Genomic DNA, 21,183 nt, shown 5'->3' with positions numbered 1-21,183 from the left:
TCCCCGGCGCTACCGGCCGCCCGGCCCACCGGCGACGGTAGGGGACATGTCCACTTTGGCCGGTATCCGCCCCCTCGCCCGCCCCGCCGCCGTCCGCCCCCGGCCGGACCTCGCCCAGCTCGGCCCCAACTGGTACGCCGCCGTGATGGGCACCGCGATCCTGGCGAACGGCGCCGCCGTCCTCCCGGTGCGGCTGCCCGGGCTGACCGGCTTCGGCGAGGTGATGTGGGCGCTCGCGCTGGCCGCCCTGCTGGTGCTGGTCGGGGCCCGGCTGGTCCACCTCACCCGGCACCGCGAGGCGGCCCGCGCCCAGCTGCTGGACAACCCGGCCACCGCGGTCTTCTACGGCTGCCCGCCGATGGCGCTGCTGGCGGTCGGGCTGGGCACCCTGCTGCTCGGCTCCCGGGTCATCGGCACCGGCCCGGCGGTCGCCCTGGACGCGGTGCTGTGGACCCTCGGCACGGTGTACGCGCTCGCGGTGGCCGGCGGCATCCCGTACCTGATGATCACCCGGCACCCGGTCTCCGCCCTGGAGGCCAACCCGACCTGGCTGCTGCCGGTCGTCGCCCCGCTGGTCGCCTCCGCCTGCGGTCCCGCGCTCGTCCCCCACCTGCCGGCCGGGACGCCCCAGCAGGCCATGCTGTACGGCTGCTGGGCGCTGTTCGGGGTCGGCCTGCTGGCCACCCTGGTGCTGCTGCCGGTGGTGTTCACCGGGCTGTTCCACAGCAAGCTGCCCGCCCTGGCGCTCACCCCCTCGCTGTTCCTGGTGCTCGGCCCGCTCGGCCAGTCCGTCACCGCGGTCCACCAGCTCGCCGACGCCGCCCGCCCGGTGCTGCCCGCGCTGGCGCCCGCCATGGTCGACCTCGCCGAGCTGTACGGGGTGGCGGTGATCGGCGTCGCGATGCTCTGGCTGGCCGTCGCGCTCACCGCCAACCTGCGCGCCCGGCGGGCCGGAATGCCGTTCGCGATGACCTGGTGGGCGTACACCTTCCCGGTCGGCACCTGCGTCACCGGCGCCTCGGCGCTCGCCCGGCACACCGGCTTCGCGGGCTTCAGTGGGCTGGCCCTCGGCCTCTACCTGCTGCTGGCGCTCGCCTGGGTGCTCGCCGCGGGCGGCACCGCGGCCGGGCTGGCCCGGGGCCGGCTGCTGGGGCGGGTCTGACGGCCGGGCCGGGTCCGACACCTCCCGCCGCCGCGCCCCGACGCACGGCCCGGGAACACGCCGCCGGTGCAGGAACGTGCACCGCCGGGGCACCGCGCGCGGCCGCCCGGCGCGGCCGCCGGGGGCGCCGGCACCCCTCACCGGCCGTGGTTCCCACCGGAGTCCGCCCCGCCGCCCGAGGCGCCGCACCCGGGCCGGCTGCAGATAGCTGCAATTGCGCGAACCTGCACTCGGGCGGCACTTGTTCACCGGCCGTCACGCTGTGAGGGTGGAGGCACGCCAAGTCGTCCGGGCAACCGCAGCCCGATGACGGCGGCTGGCTCTTCATACTGACCGCCGACGCGACTCGCGCACCGGCGGAACGGGGGGGAAGAGCACCGGACCGGGGTTCATGTGTGGTGATGGCCCCCGGACCGGACCCGTCGAGGCGTTGCTGCTCCGCCTCGACGGGAGCGCTTGGGCTTGGCGTACCGATGGCGGCCCCCGGACGAACCGGCGTGCGACGGCACCCGGCCCGGGGGCCCGCCGCACCAACCGGTACCGTGACCGCCGGTTCCATGATCACGCCGTACCGGCCCACCGGTACCGCGGGCCCGCCCGGCCCGCCGGTGCCACGGCCCGCGCGGCGGGGAGCACGGGCAGTACCAGGGGACAGGCGTCCGGCAGGGAGAGTGCGACGTGACGGGGGACCCGGCGGTCACACCGCACCACGGGCCGGTGGGCGAGGAACCCGACGAGGCCGCCCGGCAGCTCTACCTGGCCATCATCGCCGAGGGCGGCCGCGTCCCCACCGCCGAGGTCGCGGACGTCGACCGGGACGCGCTGCAACAGCTCATCGACATCGGCCTGTTGATGGTCAACCGGATGGACCGCTGCTTCACCGCGGTCAGCCCGCGCTCGGTCAGCGACCGCCTCGGCGCCGAACTGCGCAGCGAGGCCACCCGGCTGCTGGTCCGGGCGGAGAACCTCCCGGGCGCCCTGGACGGCCTCACCCGGGCCTACGACGCGATGCCCCGCCCGACCGACCGGGCCGGCGCCGCCGTGCACGTCGAGGGGCACGTCCACATCCGCCAGCGGATCTCCCAGCTGGTCTCCGACTGCCGCTCCGAGGTGCTCACCGCGCAGCCCGGCCACCGGCCCGCCGACACCCTCCAGGTCGCCCTCCTCCAGGACGTCCAACTGCTGCAGCGCGGCTGCTCGTTGCGCACCATCTACCAGCCGGTCGCGTTCGCCGACCCGCCCGCGCTCGCCTACGCCGAGGAGGTCACCCGGCACGGCTCGCTCATCCGCGTGCTCGACGAGCCCTTCCAGCGGCTGATCGTCTTCGACCGCTCCGTCGCCGTGATCTCCGCCAACGACGACAACAGCACCGCCGCCTTCATCACCGACCCGGCCACCATCACCTACCTGGTCGGCGGCTTCGAACGCGACTGGGCCCGCGCCGACACCGCCGGGGCCGCCCTCGGCCAGGCACCAGCCCGCACCATCCCCGACCGGGTCGGCCGGCTGCTCGCCCGCGGCCTCACCCAGCGGGCCGTCGCCACCCGGCTGGGCCTGAGCGAGCGCACCGTCGCCGCCCACATCTCCCGGCTGCGCGACCGCTACGGCGCGCAGACCCTCTTCCAGCTCGGCTGGCTGATGCGAGGCGCCCGCGATGACCGATGAACCGGGCCCGGCCGAGCGGGCCCTCTACCTCGCCGCCGTCCGGGGCGGCGGCCGGCTGCGCCCGGACGACCTCGCCCCCGCCGACCGCCCGGCACTGGCCGCGCTCGTCGCCCGCGGCCTGCTCACCCCCACCGCCACCGGCTGGACCGCCGCCGGCCCGCGCGCCCTCGGCGACCGGATCGGCGTCGAACTGCGCACCCGCGCCCTGCGGCTGCTGCGGCACGCCGAGCGGCTCCCGGCCACCTTCGGCCCGCTGGCCCGCGCCTACGACGAGGCCCGCCACCCGGTCGGGGCACCGCCCCCGGGCCCCTCGGCCGCGCGTCCCGGGACCGGCGCCGTCCTCGACGCCGCCGAGGTCCGCGGGCGGATCAGCGAGCTCGTCTCGGAGTGCCGCGAGGAGGTGTTGGCCGCCCAGCCGGGGCTGCGTCCGCTCGAAGGGCTCCGGATGGCCCTCGCCCAGGACCTCTCGCTGCTCCGCCGCGGCTGCGCGCTGCGCACCGTCTACCAGTCGGTCACCCTCGCCGACCCCGCCGTGCGGAGCCAGGTGGCCCTGCGCACCGGACAGGGCGCCCAGGTCCGGGTCCTCGCCGAACCGTACGAGCGGGTGCTGGTCTTCGACCGGGTGGTGGCCGTCATCCCCGCCGCCGAGGACCGCAACCGGGCCGTCTTCCTCACCGACCCCACCACCGTCGCCTACCTGGTGGCCCAGTTCGAACGCGACTGGGCCCGCGCCGCCCCCGCCGACGGCCACCTCGATCCGCCGCCCGTCACCACCGTCCGGATCGGCCGGCTGCTCGCCCGCGGCCTCACCCAACGGGCCGTCGCCACCCGGCTGGGTGTCAGTGAGCGCACCGTCGCCGCCCACATCGCCCGGCTGCGCGACCGCTACGGCGCCCGCACCCTCTTCCACCTCGGCTGGCAGCTGCGGGGCGAGCACCGTGACTGACCCCGCCGCCACCGCGCTCCGCGCCGCCCACCTGCCGGATCCGCCGGAGGGCCTCGCCCGGGCCCACGACGCGGCGCCGGCCGCGGCGGCGGGCTCGCGGATCCGGGTCCTCGGCGCCGGCTCCGGCCGGACGCCGGTCCTCGACCGCGCCGTCGCCGTGATCCCGGCGACCCCGGACGACGGGGTCGCCGCCATGGTGGCGGATCCGGCGGCGGTCACGTACCTGCTGGGCGTCTTCGAGCGGCGTCGGCGGCAGGCCCAAGTCGTGGACCGGGCCGCGCTGTTCGACGGTGCGAGGGTGCCCGCCGCCCGCGAGGAGGCCGGACGGCCGCGCGCTCGGGGGCTCACGCAGCGGGCGATCGCAGGCCGGACGGGGCTGGGCGGACGCACCGTCGCCGGTCACCTCGCCCGGCTGCGTGAGCCGTACGACGCGGAGGCGCTGTTCCGAGCGGGCCGGCGGCCACGGGGAGCCGGGCCGGGACGTGACGGTCGCTCAGCCGGTGGCGGCGCCGGTCGGCCAGTAGCCGGGGACCGGGGGCTGCTGCCGGGGGACGTTGAACTGCTCGCCGGGGGCGGTCCAGAAGCCCTCGCGCAGGGAGAGCGCCATGCCCGCCCAGTCGAGCGCGGTCTCGACCGTGTGGTTGAGGGCCTCCTGCGACCAGGTGTCGTCGAAGACCAGCGGCAGGACGGGGGCGACCTGCTCGATGGTGGCGATCAGCGGGTTGTGGGTGATGGCCTCGTCGACCAGGAGGACGATCGGCTTGCGCAGCGCCGACGCCCAGCCGAGCTCCAGGCTCACGCCGGCCGAGAGGGGGGCCCCGACGTAGGCGAACACGAGGTCGGCGGACTGGAGGGCGCGGAAGTCGGAGGGGACGCGGGGCTCCGGCGCGCGGCCGGAGATGGTCCAGGCGTCGCTGTGGTGCGCGCTGTACACGGCGGCACCGCTGCGCAGCAGGGTGGTGCGGAGCGTCGTCAGCCGCGTCCGGCTGGCGAGCGTCACCACACTGTCGGCCGGCCCGGTCAGTCGCATCAGCGGGGCGGCCAGGAACACACGTGCACGCCGACCCTCAGGGGCCTGGCTGTCGTGGTGACGCAGGTAGGGCTCGGTCATGTCGACTCCGGGGAAAGGCCGACCGGGTGGTGATGTGGTGCCGGCGGGCGCTGAGGACAGTGGCTTTTGAGTCTGCGAGCGGAAGAGATCCGGCAGATATTTGACGGTACAGCGGCAAGTTCGCTATCTGTGCTGGACCATTGGGAGCGAACTGATCGTCTATCAGCGCGCGCGGCCGCGTCCAGCGTCCCGCCCTGTCATCTGGATGCCTGGCAGAGAGATGACGCTCCGGCCGGGGGGAGTGGGGATGGCACTCTCGCGGAAGGTGCGGCATCATGTGGACGCCAGTGCTATTGATTCGGTCCTAGGTGTTCGAGAGTTTGGAGGGTGGGTCCGTGTCTCTGCGTCGACTCGTCTGCAAGGCTGCGCTTCCGATCCTCATCGGCATGGCGGTTCTGACCGGAGTCTCCTTCGCGTCCGACAGTGGGCACGCGGCTGTGAGCACCAGTGCGCTGACGGCTGTTGCCGACGACCTGCACTGGGGCTGAAATCCGGCCGTACGGCTCGATCGGGACGGGGCGGGCGTGAAGGCTGAGCCTTTCGCGCCCGGTGGGGCGGGATTCGGCGGCCGCCCTCAGCCCAGTTCCGGTCTCGTCGACCGGCCGAGCGCGTAGCCCAGCTGGAAGAGGGAGTCGACGTGGTACTCCTCCCTCAGTTCCGCGATGTGGCGCGCCAGGGTGCGCTCACTGATGCCCAGCCGTCGTGCGATGACCCGGTGGTTCGTCCCGGCGAGCATCAGGTCGATGATCGTCTGGCGCAGTCTGGAGACCACTTGTTGGGGGACGGAACGGTCCCCGTCGAATTCCAGGGCCCGGTTCCAGCTCCGCTCGAAGACCTCCTCGATGAGGAAGCTGACGATGGCCGGATCGTGGATGAACGCGGCCAGGTCGTCGTCCACCACCGGGATCACGGCCAGCTTGCGGTCCACGATGATCAGCCGGGCGTACGGCTCGTCCAGGGTGCGGAACTGCCACCCTTCCTCGGTCAGCTTCGCGACGTAGTCCCGGGTCGCCTGGTGGTAGCGGGTGCTCGCGTTGTAAATGGTGCGCATCGACGCGCCGTGGCGGAGAATCTCCAGGTCGCGCGCCAGGAAAGACGTCAGCATTTCCGCCGGGCGGGGTCCGCCGGGCTGCATGGACAGGCCTTCCGTGACTCCCGCGGCGGCCGACTGCTGAAGTCTCTGATTTATCCGCGCTTTCCCGTGGATGTATTCGATGGCCCCACCCGTCGTGTCGGGGGCGTGAAATGCCTCGGCGAGTTCACTGAGGTCGCCGGGCAGCGATACCGCTCTGGAGAGCAGATCGAGGGCCTGACGCTGCCAGGTGGAACTCAGACTGTCGGCGAGTTGGGCCGGATCGACCGCGAGCAAAGCGCCCGGTTCGTCGCTGTCGGGTATGAGCAGTCCGAGTTTCAACAATTCATCGAGGGCCGGGACACCGGCGGCCGGACACGCGCTCCGGGAGAGACGACCGTTCTCGTTGACGGCCTGCAGGTAGAGCTTTCGGGCGTCCTCGGACAGGACGCGCGATCCGCCGAATGCAGCCCCCGCGTGCTCTCGCCCACTCATCTCGGCTCCTAGTGTTGACCGGGAAGTAGTCAACGCGACTGTCGTCTTCTGTGGCAAGAATCCTAGGTGGCGCTGACCGGGTGCCTTGCCGCCCGCAGATCGACCGTGCCGGCCCGATAGAGCACTCTCTCACCAACACCGAGCCGCCGGCACCCCCCGAGAGGAGGGACCGGCGGCCGGTGGATGCGTCAGGTCAGCGCTTGGGACGCCAGACGACGAGCGCGCTGGACTGCGGGGTGGGGGGCTGGTACGGGACGAGGTCGCGGCGGTAGGACGCGTGGACGGCGGCCTCGCGCTGCTGGAGGGCGGTGGCGGCGCCTTCCAGCGAGTCGACCAGCTCCGCGACGCGGGACCGGAGGGCGGTGACCTGGTTCTCCAGCTCGATGATCCGCTTGATCCCCGCCAGGTTGATGCCCTCGTCCTGGGAGAGCCGCTGGACCTCGCGCAGCTGCTGGATGTCGCGCGCGGAGTAGCGGCGGCCCCGGCCGGCGGTGCGGTCGGGGCAGACCAGGCCGAGGCGGTCGTACTGGCGCAGGGTCTGCGGGTGCAGACCGGACAGTTCGGCGGCCACGGAGATGACGTACACCGGGGTGTCCTCGGTGAGCACGTACGTCGGCGGGGCCGCGGCGGCCCGGCGGGTGCGGCGGGCGCCGGCGCCGGGCAGGCCCTCGCCGAGGCCGGGGCCGATCGGGGTGTCGGGGTCGATCGGGTTCATCGGGGACATCTGGTCGTCACGCTCCCTTCGCCGCCCTGAACAGGTCGGCTCGCGGATCGTCGGAGGCGGTGGCCTCGCGGTACTGCTCCAGGGCGCTCAGCGCGTCGCCGGTGACGTGCTGCGGCACCACGACCTCGACGGTGACGAGGAGGTCGCCGCGGGTGCCGTCCTTGCGGGTGGCGCCCTTGCCGCGGGCGCGCATGGTGAGGCCGTTGGCGCTGCCCGGGGGCAGCTTGAGCTTCACGGCCGGGCCGTTCAGCGTGGGCACCTCGATGGTGGCGCCGAGCGCCGCCTCGGGGAAGGCGACCGGGACGGTGACGGTGAGGTTGTCGCCCTTGCGGCCGAACACCGGGTGCGGGTCGACGTGCACGGTGACGTAGAGGTCGCCGGGCTGCCCGCCGCGCTCGCCCTGGGCGCCCTTGCCCTTGAGCCGGATGCGCTGGTCGGCCTGGACGCCGGCCGGGATCCGGACCTGCATGGTGCGGGCCGAGCTGGCGCGGCCGCTGCCGTGGCAGTCGGGGCACGGGTCGTCGACGATCATGCCCCGGCCGCGGCAGTCCTTGCACGGCTCGGAGAGCGCGAAGGCGCCCTGGCCGCGGCTGACGGTGCCCGCGCCGACGCAGGTCGGACAGACCCGCGGGGTGGTGCCGGCCTTGGCCCCGGTGCCGTTGCAGCCGCGGCAGGGGGCCTGGCTGGTCATCCGCAGCGGGACGGTCGCGCCGTCCACCGCCTCCTCGAAGGAGAGCGTCACCTCGGTCTCGACGTCGGCGCCGCGCCGGGGCTGGGCCTGGCGGGTGCCGCCGCGGTTGAAGAGGCCGCCGAAGACGTCCCCGAGGCCGCCGCCACCGCCACCGCCGGCGCCCTGGCTGCCGCTGAAGAGGTCGCCGAAGTCGAAGCTGTAGCTGCCCGTGCCGCCGGGGCCGCCGGCCCGGAAGCCGCCGTTGGCGAAGAGGCTGCGGGCCTCGTCGTACTCCTTGCGGCGCTTCTCGTCGGAGAGGACGTCGTACGCCTCGGAGATGTCCTTGAACCGCTCCTCGGACTTGGCGTCACCCTTGTTGGCGTCGGGGTGGAACTCGCGCGCGAGCTTGCGGTAGGTCTTCTTGATCTCGGTGGCGGTGGCGTCCTTGGGCACGCCGAGGACCTTGTAGTAGTCCTTCTCGACAAAGTCCTTGCCACTCATGCGTCCACCTCGCTGTGCTCGGCAGCCGCTGAGCGGTTCACGCGCCTCTCGATTGTTCGCTCGCTGCGCTCGCTCACGGCTCCCGCCACCTCCCGAGTTCCATCGTCACAGAGCTGTCAACAGCCGCTGGGTGTACGACCGTTGACAGAGCGCTGCGGAGCCGGCCGCCGTACTGGCCGGCGTACGACTCCGCAGCGCACTGGTTGTCAGCTGTCACAGGTTGTCAGCTGTCCGAGCCACCGTCGGACTTGTCCTTGTCGGTGGACTTCGCCTCGGCGCCCGGGGACGCCTGGCTGCCGGGCTGGGGCTCGGCGACGGCCACCATCGCCGGGCGGATGATCCGCTCGCCGATGCGGTAGCCGGGCTGGAGGACCTGCACGCAGGTGTCCTCGGTGACGTCCGAGGAGTAGCTGTGCATCAGTGCCTCGTGCATGGTCGGGTCGAAGGGCTCGCCCTCCTTGCCGAACTGCTGCAGGCCCAGCTTGGCGACGACCGTCTCCAGCGACTCGGCGACGGACTTGAAGCCGCCCGTGACCTCGCCGTGCTCGCGGGCGCGGCCGATGTCGTCCAGGACCGGGATCAGCGACTCCAGGATGTTGGAGACGGCGATCTCGCGGACGGTCAGCCGGTCGCGCTCGACCCGCTTGCGGTAGTTCTGGTACTCGGCCTGGAGGCGCTGGAGGTCGCCGGTGCGCTCGGCGAGCTCCCGCTTGGCGGTGGCGAGCTCCTCCGAACCGGAGTCCCCGGAGCCGGCCGCGGCGGCCTCCTCGGCAGCCTTGATCACGGCCTCTTCGGCGGCGGAGTCGTCGCCGGGCTTGCCGCCCTGCGGCTTGTCCGTCATGCCGCACCGCCCTTGGGCTTCTCGTCGTCCACGATCTCGGCGTCGACGACGTCGTCGTCCTTGGCCTGGGCGGAGTCACCGGAGGCGGCGGCACCGGCGGTGGCGTCGGCGTTGGCGTACAGCGCCTGGCCGAGCTTCTGCGCGGTGGTGGAGACCTTCTCCGAGGCCTCGCGGATCTTCGCGATGTCCTCGCCCTTCAGGGCCTCCTTGAGCTCGCCGATGGCGGTCTCGACCTCGGTCTTGACGTCGCCCGGCAGCTTGTCGGCGTTGTCGGCGATGAACTTCTCGGTCGAGTAGACGAGCTGCTCGGCGGAGTTGCGCGTCTCGACGGCCTCGCGGCGCTTGTGGTCGTCCTCGGCGTACTGCTCGGCCTCGCGGCGCATGCGGTCGACCTCGTCCTTCGGCAGCGAGGAGCCGCCGGTGACGGTCATCTTCTGCTCCTTGCCGGTGCCGAGGTCCTTGGCACCGACGTGCATGATGCCGTTGGCGTCGATGTCGAAGGTGACCTCGATCTGCGGCAGGCCGCGCGGCGCCGGCGGCAGGCCGGTCAGCTCGAACATGCCGAGCTTCTTGTTGTACGCGGCGATCTCGCGCTCGCCCTGGTAGACCTGGATCTGCACGGACGGCTGGTTGTCCTCGGCCGTGGTGAAGATCTCGGAGCGCTTGGTCGGGATCGTGGTGTTGCGCTCGATCAGCTTGGTCATGATGCCGCCCTTGGTCTCGATGCCGAGGGACAGCGGGGTGACGTCGAGCAGCAGGACGTCCTTGACCTCGCCCTTCAGGACACCGGCCTGGAGCGCGGCGCCGATGGCGACGACCTCGTCCGGGTTGACGCCCTTGTTGGCGTCCTGGCCGCCGGTCAGCTCCTTGACGAGCTCGGCGACGGCCGGCATGCGGGTCGAGCCACCGACCAGGACGACGTGGTCGATCTCGGAGAGCGAGATGCCGGCGTCCTTGATCACGTTGTGGAACGGGACCTTGCAGCGCTCCAGCAGGTCCGTGGTCAGCTGCTGGAACTGGGCGCGGGTGAGCTTCTCGTCCAGGTGCAGCGGGCCCTCGGCGGAGGCCGTGATGTACGGCAGGTTGATCGAGGTCTCGGAGGACGAGGACAGCTCGATCTTCGCCTTCTCGGCGGCCTCGCGCAGACGCTGGAGGGCCATCTTGTCCTTGGACAGGTCGACGCCGTGGCCGGCCTGGAAGACCTTGACCAGGTGGTCGACGACGCGCTGGTCCCAGTCGTCACCACCGAGGTGGTTGTCACCGTTGGTGGCCTTCACCTCGACGACCCCGTCGCCGATCTCCAGCAGGGAGACGTCGAAGGTGCCACCGCCGAGGTCGAAGACCAGGATGGTCTGGTCGTCCTTGTCGAGGCCGTACGCGAGGGCGGCCGCGGTCGGCTCGTTGACGATGCGCAGGACGTTCAGGCCCGCGATCTCGCCGGCCTCCTTGGTGGCCTGGCGCTCGGAGTCGTTGAAGTACGCCGGGACGGTGATGACGGCGTCGGTGACGGTCTCGCCCAGGTACGCCTCGGCGTCGCGCTTCAGCTTCTGCAGCACGAAGGCCGAGATCTGCTGGGGGTTGAAGTCCTTGCCGTCGATGTTGATCTTCCACCCGGTGCCCATGTGGCGCTTCACCGAGCGGATGGTGCGGTCGACGTTGGTGACCGCCTGGCGCTTGGCCACCTCGCCGACCAGAACCTCGCCGTTCTTGGCGAAGGCGACGACGGACGGCGTGGTCCGCGCACCCTCGGCGTTCGTGATGACGGTGGGCTCGCCACCCTCCAGAACGCTGACGACCGAGTTCGTCGTACCGAGGTCGATGCCGACCGCGCGTGCCATCGTAGATACCTCCACGGAAGAGTTGAGCTTTACGGGCTCAAGGATGCACGACCCGATGGGCGGCGTCAACAGGTATGAGTGCGAGCCGCTCAAGTTTGCTGAGCCGAAGGTTCGGTCGAGGGCTCGGAGGTGGGCCCCGAGTCCCTCGGGAGCCCCCGCCACGCCGTGGCGGGGGGTGCGCCCACGTGACTGTCGCCATAGCTTGGGAATCTTCTGGAGAACTGTTGCCCACCGGTAATGTCCGGGCCGTCGGCCCGGCAAGTTACCGACCAGTACACTCAGTTCCAAAGACCCTGAGAACCGCAGAGCCTGCTCAACCGCAAAGCCGCAGGAGACGGAGAGCCGATGCAGCTAGCAGCGATCGTCATCTCGCTGGTCACATTCGTGATCGGCACCGCGCTCGCCGCCCGTGCGGCGCTGTACATCTACAAGGTGGTCCGCACCGGTGCGGACGACTCCACCCGCTTCGGGCAGCCCGCCCAGCGGGTGAAGACCGTCGCGACCGAGTTCGTCGGCCACACCAGGATGAACCGCTGGGGGGTCGTCGGCGTCGCCCACTGGTTCGTCGCGGTCGGCTTCTTCAGCCTGGTGCTCACCCTGGTCAACGCCTTCGGCCAGCTCTTCGACGCCGACTTCGCGCTGCCGGTCATCGGCCGCTGGATGATCTGGCAGCTCTTCGTCGAGCTGATCGGCACCCTGACCACGCTGGGCATCCTGGTCCTGATCGTGATCCGGCTGATGAGCCTGCCGTCCAGGTCCGGCCGCAAGTCCCGGTTCGCCGGCTCGATCGCCTGGCAGGCCTTCTACGTCGAGTACACGATCCTCGGCATCGGCATCTGCATCCTGATGCTGCGCGGCCTGGAAGGCGCCCTGGAGAACGTCGACTCGTACGGGCCGGAGCACCTGGTCTCGTACCCGCTGGTCTCCGCGTTCAGCGGCGTGGCGCACGGCACGCTGGAGAACCTGATCTACCTGTTCGCGATGCTGAAGATCTCCATCTCGTTCGCGTGGGCGATCACCATCGGCCTCAACCCCTCGATGGGCGTGGCCTGGCACCGCTTCCTCGGCTTCTTCAACATCTACTTCAAGCGCGAGGAGGACGGCGGCACCGCGCTCGGCGCCCTCCGTCCGATGACCAGCAACGGTCAGCCGATCGACTTCGAGGACCCGGCCGACGACGCCGTCTTCGGCGTCTCCCAGGTCGAGCACTTCTCCTGGAAGGGCATCCTCGACTTCTCCACCTGCACCGAGTGCGGCCGCTGCCAGTCGCAGTGCCCGGCCTGGAACACCGGCAAGCCGCTCTCGCCGAAGCTGCTGATCATGAGCCTGCGCGAGCACGCCTACGGCAAGGCGCCGTACCTGCTGGCCGGCGGCGGCAAGGACATGGAGGGGGAGGAGAAGGCCACCTCCGAGCAGCTCAAGGACGTCCCGGCGGCCGCCCTGGCCGAGGCCGAGCGCCCGCTGATCGGTACCGCCGAGGAGAACGGCGTCATCGACCCGGACGTGCTGTGGTCCTGCACCACCTGCGGCGCCTGCGTCGAGCAGTGCCCGGTCGACATCGAGCACATCGACCACATCGTCGACATGCGCCGCTACCAGGTGATGATCGAGTCCTCGTTCCCGACCGAGGCCGGGACGATGCTCAAGAACCTGGAGAACAAGGGCAACCCGTGGGGCATGGCCACCAAGGCCCGCCTGGACTGGGTCAAGGAGCTCAAGAAGGAGACCGGCATCGAGGTGCCGGTGATCGGCGAGGACATCGACCCCGCCGAGGTCGAGTACCTCTACTGGGTCGGCTGCGCCGGCGCCCTGGAGGACCGCGCCAAGAAGACCACCAAGGCCTTCGCCGAGCTGCTGCACACCGCGGGCGTGAAGTTCGCGATCCTCGGCAAGGAGGAGTCCTGCACCGGTGACTCCGCCCGCCGCCTGGGCAACGAGTTCCTGTTCCAGATGCTCGGCGCGCAGAACGTGGAGACGCTGAACGCGGCCCTGGAGGACGCCCCGGTCAAGCGGATCGTGGCCACCTGCCCGCACTGCTTCAACACCATCGCCAACGAGTACCCGCAGCTGGGCGGCCACTTCGAGGTCATCCACCACACCCAGCTGCTGCAGCACCTGATCGACGAGGGCAAGCTCGTCCCGGTCAACCCGGTCGAGGGCCTGATCACCTACCACGACCCCTGCTACCTGGGCCGCCACAACAAGGTCTACAGCCCGCCGCGCGAGATCATGGACAAGGTCCCCGGTCTGCGCCAGCAGGAGATGCACCGGCACAAGGAGCGCGGCTTCTGCTGCGGCGCCGGCGGTGCCCGGATGTGGATGGAGGAGCGCATCGGCAAGCGGATCAACACCGAGCGCGTGGACGAGGCGCTGTCGCTCAACCCGGACATCGTCTCCACCGCCTGCCCGTTCTGCCTGGTGATGCTCTCCGACTCGGTCAACGGCAAGAAGAACGAGGGCGCGGCCAAGGAGCACCTGAAGGTGGTCGACGTGGCCCAGCTGCTGCTCGACTCGGTGAAGGCCCAACCGCCGGCCGGGAGCGAGGAGCAGCCCGCGACGGTGGACGCGTAACAGCCGCCGCAGAGCCCGCTGTTCGACAGTTCTGCTACAACTGCCCGGCCCGGTGGACGCCGTGAACGCGCCCGCCGGGCCGGGCTTTCGGTTGGCGCGGACGGCCCGCGCGGGTACGGCGGGCGTACGGCGGGTGACGGCAATCGCACAGGCGCCGGACGGGCATTCGGTCGGAAGCAAATACAGTAGGCCCGGACCGGCTTCGCGCCGGTCCACCCGTTCCGGACGGAAGCCCCGGACGGGTGGCGACCCGCGCCGGCCGGACGGCCGGGTCCAGACCGACGACGAGGTGTCGGCCCACCGGGCCGGGCCGCAGAGACCACAAGGGGAACAGCGCAGACCATGACCGAGGCGATCATGCTGGTCGGTGGTAAGGGCACGCGACTGCGTCCGCTGACCACCCACACCCCCAAGCCGATGCTGCCGGTGGCAGGCGTCCCGTTCATCGCGCACCAGTTGGCCCGCGCGGCCGCCGCCGGCGTCACCCGCGTCGTGCTGGCCACCTCGTACCTGGCCGAGGTGTTCGAGGACCACTTCCAGGACGGCACCCCGTACGGCATCGAGCTGGTCTACCTGACCGAGCGCGAGCCGCTGGGCACCGGCGGCGCCATCCGCAACGCCGCCTCCGGCCTGACCTGCGGCCCGGACGAGCCGGTCCTGGTCTTCAACGGCGACATCCTCTCCGGCGTCGACATCGCCGCCCTGCGCGACGGCCACGTGGCCGCCGGGGCCGACGTCACCCTGCACCTGACCCGGGTCGAGGACCCGCGCGCCTTCGGCCTCGTCCCGACCGACGAGGACGGGCGGGTGCTGGAGTTCCTGGAGAAGCCGGAGACCCCGGAGCAGATCGTCACCGACCAGATCAACGCCGGCTGCTACGTCTTCACCCGGTCCGTGATCGACCGCATCCCGGCCGGCCGCGAGGTGTCCGTCGAGCGCGAGACCTTCCCCGAGCTGCTGGCCACCGGCGCGCTGCTGCGCGGCGTCGTCGACACCTCGTACTGGCTGGACCTGGGCACCCCGGCGGCCTTCGTCCGCGGCTCGGCCGACCTGGTGCTCGGCAAGGTCGACTCCCCGGCCGTCCCCGGCCCGACCGGCGACGCCCTGCTGCTGCCCGGCGCCACCGTCCACCCGGGCGCGGTGCTCAGCGGCGGCACCGTGGTCGCCGAGGACGCGGTGGTCGAGGCCGGCGCGATCGTCGAGGGCAGCGTGATCCTGCCGGGCGCGATCATCGGCCCGGACACCCTGGTCAAGGACTCGATCGTGGGCGCCTTCGCCACCGTCGGCGACCGCTCGGCGCTGGACGGCGCGGTGATCGGCGACGGCGCGATCGTGGAGTCGGACAACGAGCTGCCGAACGGCATCCGGATCGCCTGCGGCACCCTGCTGCCGGTCGGCGCCGTCCGCACCTCGGCCGGCCCGGGCGGCTGCCCGGCCGGCACCAGCGCGGCCGCGGCGGTGCACGGGCCGTCGGTCGGCGCGCAGCGGTAACGCCCGCGGGGGCCGGGGCGTCCGCGGGGGTTTTCGGTCCCGTTCGTCTCAGCCTCGCTGCAAACCGGCCCCGGGTTCGTCCGGGGCCGACGCGGGCCGGGCCGGGCGGGTACCTTCGGACCGTGGCTGGTAATCGATACGACAGCGGTCAGGGCGCGAACCGTCCGCACGGCGGATGGTCTGCCCCTCCGCCGCCGCCCGGGGGGCACGGGGCGACGGACGGGCCGGAGTACTTCACGGCCCCGCACCCGGCGGCGCCCGGTGGGTCCGGTGGTCCCGGCGGCACGCCCGACGGGCCCGCCGGTGGGCCGGGGCGCCCGGCGGGGGACGGGTACGACCCGTACGCGGCGGACCGGCCCGGGAACACCAGGGCCTTCCCGGCCGGCGACCCGTACGCGGGCGGCGGCCCGTACCCGCAGCAGCCGCCCTACCAGGGGCACCCGGGCCAGGAGCACGGCTACTACGACGACGGTCACGGGCAGCAGCCGCCGTACGGGCCCGCGCAGGGCTACGGCCCCGACGGGGGTTACGGGCCGGACCAGGGTTACGGCCCGGACGGGGGCTACGGCCAGCAGCCGTACGGCCAGGACAACGTCGCCGTCTACCGGGCCGGCGGCCAGTCCGCCCCGCACGTCGCCGGGCCCCGGCCGCACTGGCGCGAGCTGTTCACCGGCCTGTTCCGCAGCCCGACCGCGATCTTCGACCGCACCCGCGACCACCAGGTCTGGCTGCCCGCCCTCACCGTCTCGCTGCTGTACGGCGCGCTCGCGGTGCTCGGCATAGGGCTGACCCACGACGACATCGTCAACTCGACCTTCACCGTGGCGCTGACCGGCATCCTCGCCGCCGCCGTCTGCTTCACCGTGGCCGGGGCGCTCTTCGGCGGGGTCACCTACGCGCTGGCCCGCCAGCTGGGCGGCGACGGCCCGTGGAAGGCGACCGTCGGCCTGGCCGCGCTGATCGGCTGGCTCACCGACGCGCCCCGGCTGCTGCTCGACCTGGTGCTGCCCTCCGGCAGCGTCGTCGTCCAGGTCGTCGGCTGGGCCACCTGGGCACTCTGCGCCTACCTGCTGACCAGCATGGTCCGGCGGCTGCACGACCTGCCCTGGGGCAAGGCCGCGGCCGCCTCGGCGGTGCAGCTGGTCGCGCTGCTGGTGCTGATCAAGCTGCCGACGCTGGGCTGAGGCCCTCCACGGACGAAGAGGCATCGACGGACGAGGGGCCTCCACGGACGAGGGGCAGAATGGGGGCGGGCCGCGGCCGAGCGCCGGGCCCGCCCCACCCTCGTCGTCCTACCTCACCGGAGCCAGGCCATGACCCTCCCCACCACCCACGTCAGCTTCCCGGCCGGGGCGGTGACCGGCGAGTCCCCGGTGCTCGCGGTGCACCCGCTGGCCGACGGGCGGTACGCCGTCGTCACCGAGGCGACCCCGTTCCACCCGCTCGACCACACCTGGCCCGACCAGCCGGCCGACCACGGCACCCTGACCGTGGACGGCACCGAACTGGCCGTGGTCGACTGCCTGACCGGCGCCGTCGGCCCGGAGGGCGGGGAGCTGCTGGCCGGCGCCGACATCCCGGTCCGGCGCGGCGACGAGGAGTGGTCCTGGCTGGTTCTCCACGTCCTGGACACCGACCCCGGCGACATCGTCGGCCGCACCGCCGCGCTCGCCGTCGACGCCGAGCGCCGGGGCGCCCTCAGCGCCTCGCACAGCGGCTGCCACCTGCTCGCCCTCGCCCTGAACGCCGCGCTCGCCCCGCGCTGGCGCAAGGACCCGGGCCGCTCGGACGCCTTCGGCCACCCGGACTTCGACAGCCTCGCCATGGCGAGCTCGGTGATGGACACCGCGGCCAGCACCGACACCTACCGGCTCGGCAAGTCGCTGAAGAAGAAGGGCTTCACGGCGGACGCCACCGAGGAGTTCCCGGCCCTCGCCGACGCCCTGCCGGCCCTCACCGAGGCCGTCAACGCCCGGCTCGCCGCCTGGGTCGCCGCCGACGCCCCGGTCCGCATCGAGGTGCCCGGCCCCGAGCTCACCGCCCGCCGCCAGTGGCACTGCGAGCTGCCCGAGGGCGGCGCGCAGATCTTCTGCGGCGGCACCCACCTGCACCACCTCGGCGAGCTGGCCGAGCTGCGCACCGAGCTGCGGCTGTCCGAGGACGGCACCGAGCTGGTCGCCGTCACCAGCCCCAAGCGGGCCTGAGAACGCCGCGGGCGGCCACCCCTCGTCCGTCCTCGGATGGGGGTGGCCGCCCGTCGTGCGTGCGCTCCGTCGGCCCTGCGGGTCTCGCCGGCCCTGCGGGCCCTGCGGTCAGACCTTCGTCTGGTGGAAGTTCAGGTACGAGCGGGACGGCGTCGGGCCGCGCTGGCCCTGGTAGCGCGAGCCGTAGCGCTCGGAGCCGTACGGGTGCTCCGAGGGCGAGGAGAGCCGGAACAGGCACAGCTGCCCGATCTTCATCCCGGGGTACAGCTTGATCGGCAGCGTCGCGACGTTCGACAGCTCCAGGGTCACGTGGCCGCTGAAGCCGGGGTCGATGAAGCCGGCCGTGGAGTGGGTGAGCAGGCCCAGCCGGCCCAGGCTCGACTTGCCCTCCAGCCGGGACGCGACGTCGTCCGGCAGCGTGATGACCTCGTACGTCGAGGCCAGCACGAACTCGCCGGGATGCAGGATGAACGCCTCGTCGCCCTCCGGCTCGACCAGCCGGGTCAGGTCCGGCTGCTCCTCCGAGGGGTCGATGTGCGGGTACTTGTGGTTCTCGAACACGCGGAAGAAGCGGTCGAGGCGCACGTCGATACTCGACGGCTGGATCATCGCCGGGTCGAAGGGGTCGACGACGACCCGGCCCAGGTCGATTTCGGTCCGGATGTCCTTGTCAGAGAGCAGCACGCTTCGAGGTTACGTGCAAGAAAGGGCCCCGGACGAATCCGCCCGGGGCCCGTTCCGTCCTTCCGCGACCGTCAGGCCAGGAACTCGGCGGCCTCCAACCGCATCGCCCGCGCCAGTTGCGGCTCCGACAGATCCCGCACGTCGGCCAGCACCGAACTCCGCATCCGTCCGCACTGCGGACAGCGGATCAACCGCCCGGGGCCGAGCCGACCCGGACCGAGGTTCTGCATCGGGAACGTGGTGGTGCTGAACAGGTGCCCCTCGGCACAACGAACGACGGCGCGCTGCTCCATCGATCCCCTTCCCATCCCTAACCCAGTACTCACCCGTACTCACCGCCCCGGCGGCCGAGCCCCGGGACAGCGTCACATTAGGGGATGTTCCGGACATTCCTCACCATGGCTCGCCGCCTCGGCCCCCACCCACCGGAGCACTCGCACGCGGCCCAAACAGTACGCCCCCGACACCCGCCCCACCCCGCTCCGCCACGTCCCCCGACCCCCTGTGCAACCACCGTCGCAGATGGGGTACAGTGACACTGGATCGAGCGGTCTCTGACGGCTCATCAGGCGGGCGTAGTTTAATGGTAGAACATGAGCTTCCCAAGCTTAGAGCGCGAGTTCGATTCTCGTCGCCCGCTCCATAGGGAAAACCCCAGGTCAACGGCCTGGGGTTTTCGCATTGTCTAGACCAATCTGACCCCGCCCTGCCAGATCCGCGCCAGAAGGTCGGATCGGTGCGGTGCGTGGGCGGCGAGTGCCGGTTCGCTGGCCGGGCCTCCGGGGGCGTGAGTGGCGATTGGCGACGCCAAGGGCTCCGGCGGGGTGGGCTGTGACCTCGGGCGGAGAGCCGGTGGCCCTGAGGGTGCTGGTGACGGTCGTGGTGACTCGGTTGGCGGCTCGATATCGCCGAGGGTGCTCGGCGGCTGCAGTGGCCGAGTGTTCTGATCGGCGCTCCCCGGTTCGGGGTCGGGACGCCGGGCGAAGTGCTCCGGTTTGCGTCAGGCGAGCCGGGGTCGGAGCGATGTCCCTCGAAGCTTCCAGTCGTTTCGGATCTCGTTGGTCCGTCCTGTCCTAGAACTGCGGCCTTGCGAAAGCCGCTGGAAATCACGCTTTGGCGGGGCCTGTAGCTTCCGCGGACAGAAGCCTGGCAGGGAAAACTCATCCGCAGTCGCCCTTATTTCGATCTCTACTCCGCCGCAGCTTGAGATTTTCCAGCTGCGGTGGAGTCGTTTAGGTGGTTCCGCAACCGCAGTTGACTATCTGGCGAGCCGTCAGCTAGCGTCCTGCGACACGACGAGACGTCAGAGGGGCGCTCGTGTAGGGGAGGGAACCCATGTCCATCACCACGTTCACGAAGCCGGTTACCACCGGCTTCCCCATCCAGCTCTCGGTCGTCCGCGAGGGCGTCATGGTGAACGCCGTCATCGACGGCGAGAACCTGCTCTACCTCGTCAATGACCCGGCGAAGGTGGAGGAGGACGCCAAGCGTGCTGTGAAGGCCGGCTATGAGATCGACCCTTACGCCCGCTTGCGCGCCGAGGTGCAGCGGCCCATAGGCACGGCAGGCAGCAAGAAGGCCAAGAACGTCGGCGAGTACGCGGACTACATTGCAGCCGGCTTGCGGGGGGACTTCGACAGTGCGTGGTCGGTGCCGCAGATCACCCTCTGGTCCCCGCGCCCGCTGAGCCGGGACGAGAGCGGTATGTGGCACCTGCCGATCCGTGACGGCCTCATCGCCCTCGACGCCGAGACCCAGGTCACGGCGCTGCACCGGATCAAGAAGAACCCGGCGGCGTACGACCTGGAGGACTTCGACTTCGGTGAACTGAAGCTCTCCATTGAGATCTTCCACGGCATCAGCGTCATGGCCGCCCGGCAGATCTTCCACGACCGAAACCTCAAGGGTGTCCCGGTCGACAAGTCCCTGGCCATGTCCATGGACGGCCGAGACTTCGGCACCACGGTGACGCGCAAGCTGATGGAGTCGTTGACCGTGCCGTTCGGTGAGGACACGGCTCCGCTGGCCAGCCTGATCCTCACCGGCAAGCGCCAGGTGTCGGACAAGGCCGCGGAGTGGATGACGATGTCTGTCCTGAGGACGCTCATTTCCACGGCCATGCTCGGCAAGGCCGGTATCCATGCCGCCTCGACCGGCATCGAGTACGAGGACATCCCCACCGACAGCAACAACAGCCGCCCCGACCAGGCCGTCGTCCAGCGCGAGCTCATGGAGACGGTCGGCGACTTCCTGCAGCAGAACGCTGAGCTGTTCCACGCCAAGACCGCCATCACCGCGCCCGCCGTCGTGGCCGGCCTCGGCGCGACCATGAACCGCACCATGTCCTGGTCCACCGACCCGATGCCCGAGGGGATCACCCTGGATGCCCTCCTGGAGAACGTCCAGTGGGAGCGCGAGGCGAAGTACTGGAGCGGCATCGCCGCCAAGCTGACGCACACGGGCAAGGTCAGCTGGGCCGGTGGTGCCCGCGACTCCGGCCACAAGGTCTACGACGCGCTGAACAACCCGGACAGCGACACCGGCATGCAGATCCGCGGTCGTTTCTAGATTGCAGGTAGCGGCGGCTCCTCCCCAATCACAGTGGGGGAGGGGCCGCTTGGCCTTCTCGCAGCTTCCATGCGGCTCGTCGGCGGGTGCGAGTGTCGACGAACAGCAGGCCGTCCGCCCCCGGCTGGGCCTACCAGCGCAGGTGCCGCTCGAATTCCACGATGAGCTCAGACGGGATGCGTACCGCGCGGTTTGCCGGCCTCGTACTTTCGGTCGCCCACGGCACGCTCGCCCGTGCAGAGTTCGGGTGCCGCGCGGCGGATTCAGACGGCCCCCTTCTCCAGGTCGATGTCGCGGTGCCGGAGTTCGGCCTGCTCCTCAGGGGGAAGGGTCATGAATGCGGCGATGAACACCAGCAGCTGTCACCGCGGGCTCATCAACTTGGCGAGCTGGAAGACCTGTTCGATGGTCGTGCGGGGCGCTCGGCAGCCTTCTCCTTGCCGCCGACCATGGCGATCAGCGGCCTGCGGCCTTGTAGTTCTGCCACCCTGCCACCGGTGTGAACTCTGACAGTCGGGTGGATCCGGCTCGTTGCCGTAACCCCAGGCCGTGACCATGCGTAGGCATCGCTATTGCGGGTCTTTAGGCTGATGACCGTGTAAGCGGAAGACGATTTCATCCGGGTGACGGGCGACTCGGA

At 71.4% G+C, this 21,183-nt stretch carries 16 protein-coding genes, 1 tRNA gene and 1 pseudogene; 10 read left to right on the top strand and 8 right to left on the bottom strand.

Annotated features, from left to right (window positions below; all coding sequences use genetic code 11):
- Positions 1-46 precede the first annotated feature (46 nt).
- From ACGF0D_RS34775 to ACGF0D_RS34765, 3 genes are all read left to right on the top strand, one after another.
- A complete protein-coding gene (locus ACGF0D_RS34775; RefSeq protein WP_392868544.1) occupies positions 47-1,162 on the top strand; it encodes a TDT family transporter in 1,116 nt (371 codons plus the stop codon).
- 678 nt (positions 1,163-1,840) lie between these two features.
- Entirely contained in the window at positions 1,841-2,827 is a 987-nt protein-coding gene (locus tag ACGF0D_RS34770) for a LuxR C-terminal-related transcriptional regulator (RefSeq protein WP_392868542.1), read from the top strand.
- Complete coding sequence (locus tag ACGF0D_RS34765) at positions 2,817-3,773, top strand: LuxR C-terminal-related transcriptional regulator (protein WP_392923071.1); 957 nt, start codon at positions 2,817-2,819, stop codon at positions 3,771-3,773. Before ACGF0D_RS34770 ends, ACGF0D_RS34765 begins: the two co-directional genes overlap by 11 nt.
- 493 nt (positions 3,774-4,266) lie before the next feature.
- On the opposite strand, the gene ACGF0D_RS34760 is transcribed toward ACGF0D_RS34765, so the two are convergent.
- From ACGF0D_RS34760 to dnaK, 6 genes are all read right to left on the bottom strand, one after another.
- The gene (locus ACGF0D_RS34760) at positions 4,267-4,884 is read right to left on the bottom strand and encodes a hypothetical protein (protein ID WP_051709310.1); all 618 of its coding nucleotides are present in this window, start codon (positions 4,882-4,884) and stop codon (positions 4,267-4,269) included.
- 574 nt (positions 4,885-5,458) lie between these two features.
- On the bottom strand, positions 5,459-6,451 hold the full coding sequence (locus ACGF0D_RS34755; RefSeq protein WP_392868538.1) for a hypothetical protein: 993 nt from the start codon (positions 6,449-6,451) through the stop codon (positions 5,459-5,461).
- Between the two features lie 193 nt (positions 6,452-6,644).
- Positions 6,645-7,175: a heat shock protein transcriptional repressor HspR gene (locus ACGF0D_RS34750; protein ID WP_380453079.1), complete on the bottom strand. Its 531-nt coding sequence runs from the start codon at positions 7,173-7,175 to the stop codon at positions 6,645-6,647.
- Between the two features lie 7 nt (positions 7,176-7,182).
- Entirely contained in the window at positions 7,183-8,346 is a 1,164-nt protein-coding gene (gene dnaJ / locus ACGF0D_RS34745; protein WP_392868536.1) for a molecular chaperone DnaJ, read from the bottom strand.
- 223 nt (positions 8,347-8,569) lie between these two features.
- Positions 8,570-9,187 carry a nucleotide exchange factor GrpE gene (gene grpE / locus ACGF0D_RS34740; protein WP_392868534.1) on the bottom strand — a complete coding sequence of 206 codons (618 nt, stop codon included), beginning with the start codon at positions 9,185-9,187 and terminating at the stop codon, positions 8,570-8,572.
- On the bottom strand, positions 9,184-11,025 hold the full coding sequence (dnaK, locus tag ACGF0D_RS34735) for a molecular chaperone DnaK (protein WP_392868532.1): 1,842 nt from the start codon (positions 11,023-11,025) through the stop codon (positions 9,184-9,186). The genes grpE and dnaK overlap by 4 nt, the downstream gene beginning before the upstream one ends.
- Positions 11,026-11,370: 345 nt before the next feature.
- On the opposite strand from dnaK, the gene ACGF0D_RS34730 reads away from it, so the two are divergent.
- The 4 genes and pseudogenes from ACGF0D_RS34730 (at position 11,371) to ACGF0D_RS34715 (ending at position 17,291) form a co-directional block, all read left to right on the top strand.
- A complete protein-coding gene (locus tag ACGF0D_RS34730; protein ID WP_392923070.1) occupies positions 11,371-13,596 on the top strand; it encodes a (Fe-S)-binding protein in 2,226 nt (741 codons plus the stop codon).
- Positions 13,597-13,938: 342 nt separating this feature from the next.
- A pseudogene (locus ACGF0D_RS34725) lies at positions 13,939-15,012 on the top strand (sugar phosphate nucleotidyltransferase); the annotation flags it as partial.
- A gap of 197 nt (positions 15,013-15,209) precedes the next feature.
- On the top strand, positions 15,210-16,271 hold the full coding sequence (locus ACGF0D_RS34720) for a Yip1 family protein (protein WP_392923067.1): 1,062 nt from the start codon (positions 15,210-15,212) through the stop codon (positions 16,269-16,271).
- A 129-nt stretch (positions 16,272-16,400) separates the two neighbouring features.
- Positions 16,401-17,291 (top strand): metal-dependent hydrolase, encoded by an 891-nt coding sequence (locus tag ACGF0D_RS34715; RefSeq protein ID WP_392923064.1) that lies wholly within the window; start codon positions 16,401-16,403, stop codon positions 17,289-17,291.
- Between the two features lie 108 nt (positions 17,292-17,399).
- Here the strand turns inward: ACGF0D_RS34715 and dcd are convergent, their stop codons facing one another.
- Both dcd and ACGF0D_RS34705 read right to left on the bottom strand, forming a co-directional pair.
- On the bottom strand, positions 17,400-17,975 hold the full coding sequence (gene dcd / locus ACGF0D_RS34710; protein WP_392868524.1) for a dCTP deaminase: 576 nt from the start codon (positions 17,973-17,975) through the stop codon (positions 17,400-17,402).
- Positions 17,976-18,046: 71 nt separating this feature from the next.
- Positions 18,047-18,268, bottom strand: a complete 222-nt coding sequence (locus tag ACGF0D_RS34705; protein ID WP_392868522.1) for a hypothetical protein — start codon at positions 18,266-18,268, stop codon at positions 18,047-18,049.
- A gap of 276 nt (positions 18,269-18,544) precedes the next feature.
- On the opposite strand from ACGF0D_RS34705, the gene ACGF0D_RS34700 reads away from it, so the two are divergent.
- The 3 genes from ACGF0D_RS34700 (at position 18,545) to ACGF0D_RS34690 (ending at position 21,046) form a co-directional block, all read left to right on the top strand.
- A tRNA-Gly gene (locus tag ACGF0D_RS34700) sits at positions 18,545-18,618 on the top strand.
- Between the two features lie 692 nt (positions 18,619-19,310).
- Positions 19,311-20,543, top strand: a complete 1,233-nt coding sequence (locus tag ACGF0D_RS34695) for a DNA sulfur modification protein DndB (protein WP_392923061.1) — start codon at positions 19,311-19,313, stop codon at positions 20,541-20,543.
- 161 nt (positions 20,544-20,704) lie between these two features.
- Positions 20,705-21,046 (top strand): hypothetical protein, encoded by a 342-nt coding sequence (locus ACGF0D_RS34690; protein ID WP_392923059.1) that lies wholly within the window; start codon positions 20,705-20,707, stop codon positions 21,044-21,046.
- Positions 21,047-21,183: the final 137 nt, after the last annotated feature.

The sequence above is a fragment of the Kitasatospora sp. NPDC048298 genome, assembly GCF_043201465.1.
In the GTDB taxonomy this organism is placed as follows: Bacteria; Actinomycetota; Actinomycetes; order Streptomycetales; family Streptomycetaceae; genus Kitasatospora.
Note: the sequence above shows the minus strand (reverse complement) of the source record. Positions and strands in the feature narration are given on the sequence as shown.